Genomic DNA, 6,820 nt, shown 5'->3' on the forward strand with positions numbered 1-6,820 from the left:
AATTAGGATAAAATCTGACGATTTTCCTTAAGTTGACGGTAAATTGACCACATTGCCGTTGGACCCTGAAGAATTAACAAAAGAGCTTCAGAAGTGTAAAGAAAAACTGGAACATATTTATAGACAGAAATCTTCTGTAAAGAAAATGCAAAAGGATCAGTTTCTTTTAGAACAGCTTTCAGGTATGGTACCTTCTGAAAATCAGCAGAGTAAATGGGAGGAAATGAAGATTCCGTTTGATAAACCATTATCAGTGGCCTTGATTAGACCTGAAAATAAACAACAGAATAACAAAATGGCAGAAGAAATGGAAGAAATAATCCAGGATTATTTTCCGGTATATGAAATGATTTCTATGAACCAAGGATATGCTTTTATTCTATTTGGAGAAGAGAATATGGAATATCAGATTCAGCTTCTCTGTACTTATATGCAGGAAATTATGAATAGTAAAAGGAACTGGAATGGAGGAATCAGCAGGGTATTTTCAGACATCAGAGAATTGAAAGCGGCCTATCAGGAGGCATATTCTGCAGCCAGAAAAGGAAAAACAGAACAGAAAATTCTGATTTACGAGCCAGTAGATATGTTTCAATTTATACGATCATCGTTATATGATTCGGAAGTATTTTTGTATTATATCAGAAAAAATGAATATGAAATGCTCACAAAAGAGATAGGTGAAATGTTTATTCAAATGGAAGAACAGAATGTCCTTTCTGACACAGCAGTATATATATCTACGGATATTCTGATCCATATTTGTCTGTATATGTCTGAACTGGGAGTTGATTTTTCTTTAGTTGTGGAAAAAGAACAGAGACAATTAACAGGATTGCAGAATAATGGTGAAATTGAAGAAATTAGAAGTGTATTAATGTGTATATTGGAAAAATGCCGCATATGTGCAGCAGAAAATAAACTTCCTGCAACAAAGAAAAAAGTAAATGATGCAGTAGATTTTATTGATAGTAATTATAGTAGGATTGATATGAGCTTGAATCTGGTAGCAGATACAATTGGGGTGAATGCGAGTTATCTAAGTAATATATTTAAAAAAGAAAAAGGATGTTCATTAAGTAAGTATTTGACTCAGACACGTCTGGAACAGGCAAAGAAATATCTTACAGAGTATCCGGATAAAACACTTATAGAAATTGCAGAGTCAATAGGATACAGTGACGTTTATTATTTTAGCAAGAATTTTAAAAAGTATTATGGTATTTCTCCGTCTAAGTACCAGGAAGAGAGAAAAATGTAATTATCCAAAATATTTCCCAGACGTCCAAAGAATCTACATTCACGTAATAGCACAAAAATGGTAATCTTGTCTCATCAAAAGACAGGAGGTAAAAGGAAATGGCTGAAAAGGAAATTCCATTTCGACAAATTCATCTGGATTTTCACACCAGTGAAGCCATTGAGGGGGTCTGCTCAGAATTTGATGCGGAAGAGTTTGCCCAGACTCTTGCGGATGCGCACGTGAATTCTATTACTTTGTTTTCTTGTGGACATCACGGAAATTTATATTATGATTCCAAAATGTTTCCGGAAATGGTCCATCCTCATCTGGCACACAGAGATTTGTTGAGAGAACAGGCTGAAGCCTGCAGAAAACGTGGAATACAGGTAAACCTTTATACAACCATTCGCTGGAACAAGAGAATCGCAGATATGCATCCGGAATGGATCTGTATTGATGAAAACGGAGCACTTCAGGACTATAAGGGAAAGGGGTATTTTGAGGCTGGTTTTTATAAAAACCTTTGTGTAAATACACCGTATCGTGATTTCTTGAAAAAGCAGTTCGGAGAAGTTCTGGAAACGATTCCGGGAGATGGAGTATGGTATGATGCAGCTTTTATGAATGAATGCTGCTGTCCATCCTGCCAGAAACTTATGCGGGAAAAAGGTCTGAATCCTGCAAAAAAGGAAGACCGTCAGGAATTTGCAAGGTGGACTTATTATGATATGGTCGAAGATCTGACCGCATTTGCAAAAAAATATAATCCAGATTTTCATGTCTGCTATAACAAAGGACATGTTGGATATCTCGATAAACCAGTGATAAAGGATTATTCGTATTTTTCTTTTGAATCTCTTCCGGGAGTAGAATGGGGATATCTTGATTTTCCTGTTTCTGCTAAATATATGAGGAATTTTGGAAAAGAGTGTCTTGGACTGACAAGCAGATTCCACACAGAATGGGGCGATTTTCATGCATTTCGTAATGAGGCAGCTATGGAATATGAAGTATTTTCCATGCTTTCCCATGGATGCAAATGTACGATTGGTGACCAGATGGATTACTGGGGAAAATTGAATAAGGATATGTATCAGCAGATCGGAAGGGTTTATAAATCTGTAGAAGAAAAAGAACCCTGGTGTGAGAATGCAAAACCAGTATCTGAAATTGGTGTTTTTACAGCAGAAGAATTTTATGCTACAGGCGTAGCAGGACAGATTCCAGGTGCATCTGAAGGTGTGGCAAGACTTCTGATGGAATATGGATATCAGTTTGATTTTATTGACAGTACTTCTGATTTTGGAAAATACAGGTTGTTAATTTTACCGGATGTAATTCCTGTAGATGAAATATTAGGCCGGAAACTGAGTGCTTATATAAATGCAGGAGGCAAATTACTGGCAAGTTATCAGTCTGGTCTTGACAAAGATCACCAGAAATTTATGATCTCAGAACTGGCAGTAAAATATCTTGGAGATGCACCATATAGTCCGGATTTTATATGGCCGAAAGAACATCTGGCAAAGGGTCTTGCAGATGCAGAACATGTAATGTATGACAAAGGAACACTTGTAGAAGCGACAGATGAGGCTCAGTTTGTCCAGAAAGTAATCCCGCCGGTATTTAATCGTACATATGAACATTTTTGTTCTCATCTTCATTCTCCATCAGGAAGAAAAGAAGTATATCCTGGTATTGTGGAAACAGAAAATACAGCGTATTTTATTCATCCGATTTTTACAACATATCAGAACTGGGCACCTGCATGGTATAAAAAGATCCTGAGAAATGAATTAGACAGAATGCTTCCGAATCCGCTGATTCAGCATAATGGACCATCAACAACACAAGTTACAGTGTTAGATCAGGAACAAGAGAACAGAAGAATTGTACATGTACTTCATTATGTACCGGTGAAGAAATGTAAAAATCTTGAGATTGTTGATGATATTATTCCTTTATATAATCTTAAGATTACTATGACAGAAGAACGTGAAGTAGAGAAAATTTATACAATACCCGATAAACAGGAAGTTCCATTTGTACAGGATGGAAAAAAACTTGAATTTACTCTAAAAGAGATTAAGGGACATCAGATGACTGCTGTTTGTTACAAAAATTAGTAAGGAAAAGAGGAGGTTTTTATATGAAGACAGGGAAAAAAGTTTTAGGGGCTGTATTAGCGGCAGCAATGGCATTATCATCTATTACACCGGTATTTGCAGCAGATAAAGTTAAGATTACATTTATGAGCCGTGACAGTGGTGATACACCTATAGCAAAGGTTTATGAAGACCAGATTGCAGCATTTATGGAAGAAAATCCTGATATTGAAGTTCAGAACGATTCTGTTTATGAGGAATCTGCTTATAACAATAAACTGAAAGTTGCATTATCTACAGGAGAAACACCAAATATCTTTTATTATCCGGCAATTGCCGGCCTGAAAGAATGGGCACAGAATGGAGTTCTGTTGGATCTGACAGATTCACTTAACGAAGATGAAGAATGGAAGAACACGTTCCTGGATGGAGCATTAGATACATATGATCTGAGTGCTTATGGAGTAGATGGAATCTATGCATTGCCAAATGAACTGAATGTGGATGCTATTTTCTACAATAAGGCTTTATTTGAAAAAGCCGGTATTGAGAAAACTCCAGAAACAATGGATGAACTGTATGAGGATATTGATAAGCTGGTTGCTGCCGGAATTACTCCGTTTGGAGTAGGCGGAAAGAATACCTGGGTTATGGGACATATCTTTAATAATATTCTTGCTAAAAGAATCGGAAGAGATGGCATTATAAAATTGGGTACTGGCGAGAAAAAATGGACGGATGATGATGTAGTAGAATGCCTGCAGATTACAAAAGATTTAAAAGATAAAGGTGCTTTTGCAGAAGGATTTGAAGGAATGGATTATAATACTCAGATGAATCAGTTCCTCACCGGAGAAGTAGCAATGATTTCTCACAGCAGCCCTATCATTCCTGAAATGTTTAATTCTGAATCAGAAATTTTGGATGATATTTCATTCTTTGCATTCCCATACTTTGAAGATAAACCAGAGTATAAAGATACACATGTAGTATATACTTCCGGATGGATGCTTTCAGGAACTATGAGTGATGAGGAAAAAGAGGCAACTCTAAAACTGGTGAAATATATGACATCTAAAGAGTCTATTCAGGCACGTATGAATGCAGCGATGAGAGTTGCTCCATATAAAGATATTGATGCACCGGAAGACGCACCGCAGATTTTCAAAGATATGGTTGAATATACAGGTACTATTAAAGATTCTGTAGGAGAATATTTTGACTATGATACCTGCTCTACATTAGTAGATACTTCAAGAAATGGAATTTTGAACATGATGCTGTCTGATTCCGCTGAGAATACAGCACAGACTATTCAGGCAGATATTGATGCAAACCGTCCACAGAGCTGACAGATAAAGCAAAAGGAAGGGGGGAGAGCACCCTTCCTTTTGTTTACTCAAAAATAGAAAAGAGGAGGGGTTATTTTGGAAAAAATAAGGAAAAATAAGAAAGTTATTGCGGTATTTTTGATACCTGCAGTATTGATCTATCTTTGTTTTGAATTGATACCTGTAGTTATGTCTGTCTATTTTTCATTTAATGACTGGCCTGGGCTTCAGGCGGTGCCGCTTAAATTTGTAGGATTTAAGAATTATAGTAATCTGTTCCATAATGCAGTTTTTCTTAAGTCGTTGCAGAATGTTCTTATTTACGTTGTTGTAAGTGTTATTTTGCAGGTTCCTATTGGATTTGGACTTGGATTACTGATCCATCATTTCAAAAAAGGACAGAGATTTTTTAAAGCTGCATTTTTTATTCCTATGATTTTATCAGTGACAGCAGTAGCATTGTTATGGAATTTTATTTATTTTCCTACTGACAAGGGAATTCTGAATAGTCTTCTTATTAAAATTGGACTTGGAAATTATATTCAGCAGTGGCTGGTTAATCCTAAAACTTCTTTGATATGTCTGATTGTTGTCAGTACATGGACCAGTGTAGGATATTATATGATCATTTGTTTGGCTGGTCTTACTTCTATACCGGATTCTGTTTTGGAAGCAGGAGAATTAGATGGAGCAACTGGCTGGAAAAAGATTTGGAATCTTTATATTCCAATGCTTTGGGAACCATTAAAAATGTCTACGATCATGGTGATCACTGGAGTATTAAAGATTTTTGATACTGTATACATTCTGACACCTACAGGAGGAACCAGTAACTGTACTATTGTACCAGCACTTTTAATGTATAATGAAGCTTATAGATATGGTCATTATGGAACTGGAAGTGCGATTGCTACGGTCATCTTTGTATTAAGTGCTGCTGTTTCTATTTTTAGTTTGAAATTTATGAATCAGAAAGAATCCATAGAATATTAGGGGGGATAGATCATGAAAACAAAAAAACATTCCGCAGGGTATTATATAGGATTTCTGATATTTATTATAGTTGCTTTGATCAATATTTATCCGATGGTATTTTCAATCTTCTGTTCTTTTAAAGGAAATTTGGAAATATTTTCATCATTTACTGCTTTACCTAAGAAATTACGGATAGAAAATTATTTAACTGCATGGAATGTGGGAAATATAGGAAGATATTTTTTGAATACAATTATTCTTGCAGTTGGAACTCTTGCGATATCAGGTCTTTTTGGAGCAATGGCATCGTATGTTCTGGCAAAATTTAAGTTTCGCGGAAAATCAAAAATATATTTACTGTTTATTTCAGGAATGATGATTCCTATTCAGGCGGTATTAATTCCGTTGTCTTATATTTTTGGAAAACTTGGAATTATGAATAATTATCCGGTATTGATTTTGCTTTATGCGGCGTTTTGTTTTCCAATGACAATTTTGATTCTTACTGGATTTATGAATGGAATTCCGACAGAATTAGAAGAAGCGATGGTAATTGATGGAGCAAATATTTATCAAGTATTTTTTAAGATGATTTTGCCACTGTCAGTTCCGGGAATTGTAAGTGTTTCAATTTTTAATTTTATACAGGTATGGAATAACCTGTTGTTTCCTCTTATTTTTATTTCTGATAAAGATAAAGGTACTATTTCTATGGGACTTCTTGCATTTTTTGGAGAATACAGTACAGATTATAGTTCCAGCATGGCAGGAATTTGTCTTACAACCATTCCGGTAATTATTGCGTATATTTTCTTCCAGGAAAAAATAGAGAATGGTTTAATGAGCGGAGCTGTTAAAGGGTGATAAAAAAGTTGTTGTACTTTTCATTTCCAATATGAAAAGATACAACAACTTTTTTGTATTCCTTATGTATTAATCCTCAAGCTTAATTTTCTCTTTCAGAACTACACAGCCTGCCATATCGCCAATAACGTTAACGCAGGTAGCACCCATATCGCAGAGTGTATTGATACTGATATAAACACCCATAACACCTGCCGGCAGGCCTGCCATAGTTGCGAGGGCTGCGAAGGATGCGATGGCACCGCCCGGGATTCCCGGGGTTCCTACTGACAGGAGTACGTTTGCCAGAAGGATTATGATCA

6 protein-coding genes are annotated in these 6,820 nt (G+C 35.9%); 5 read left to right on the forward strand and 1 reads right to left on the reverse strand.

What is annotated here, in order from left to right; all coding sequences use genetic code 11:
• The first annotated feature begins 43 nt into the window (after window positions 1-43).
• The 5 genes from LJE12_RS18875 to LJE12_RS18895 all read left to right on the forward strand — a co-directional run bounded on the left by LJE12_RS18875 (window position 44) and on the right by LJE12_RS18895 (window position 6,518).
• A complete protein-coding gene (locus LJE12_RS18875) occupies window positions 44-1,261 on the forward strand; it encodes a response regulator transcription factor (RefSeq protein ID WP_227292363.1) in 1,218 nt (405 codons plus the stop codon).
• Between the two features lie 98 nt (window positions 1,262-1,359).
• Window positions 1,360-3,369, forward strand: a complete 2,010-nt coding sequence (locus LJE12_RS18880; protein WP_019163155.1) for an alpha-amylase family protein — start codon at window positions 1,360-1,362, stop codon at window positions 3,367-3,369.
• 23 nt (window positions 3,370-3,392) lie between these two features.
• Window positions 3,393-4,700, forward strand: a complete 1,308-nt coding sequence (locus LJE12_RS18885) for an extracellular solute-binding protein (protein WP_227226573.1) — start codon at window positions 3,393-3,395, stop codon at window positions 4,698-4,700.
• A 75-nt stretch (window positions 4,701-4,775) separates the two neighbouring features.
• Window positions 4,776-5,672, forward strand: a complete 897-nt coding sequence (locus LJE12_RS18890; protein WP_227226572.1) for a carbohydrate ABC transporter permease — start codon at window positions 4,776-4,778, stop codon at window positions 5,670-5,672.
• Between the two features lie 225 nt (window positions 5,673-5,897).
• Window positions 5,898-6,518, forward strand: a complete 621-nt coding sequence (locus LJE12_RS18895; RefSeq protein ID WP_173741884.1) for a carbohydrate ABC transporter permease — start codon at window positions 5,898-5,900, stop codon at window positions 6,516-6,518.
• Between the two features lie 69 nt (window positions 6,519-6,587).
• Here the strand turns inward: LJE12_RS18895 and LJE12_RS18900 are convergent.
• Window positions 6,588-6,820 (reverse strand): cation:dicarboxylate symporter family transporter (locus LJE12_RS18900; protein WP_173700173.1); only part of this gene is annotated, 233 nt, incomplete at its 5' end.

The sequence above is a fragment of the Blautia sp. DFI.6.71 genome, assembly GCF_020593585.1.
Classification (GTDB): domain Bacteria; phylum Bacillota; class Clostridia; order Lachnospirales; family Lachnospiraceae; genus Blautia_A; species Blautia_A wexlerae.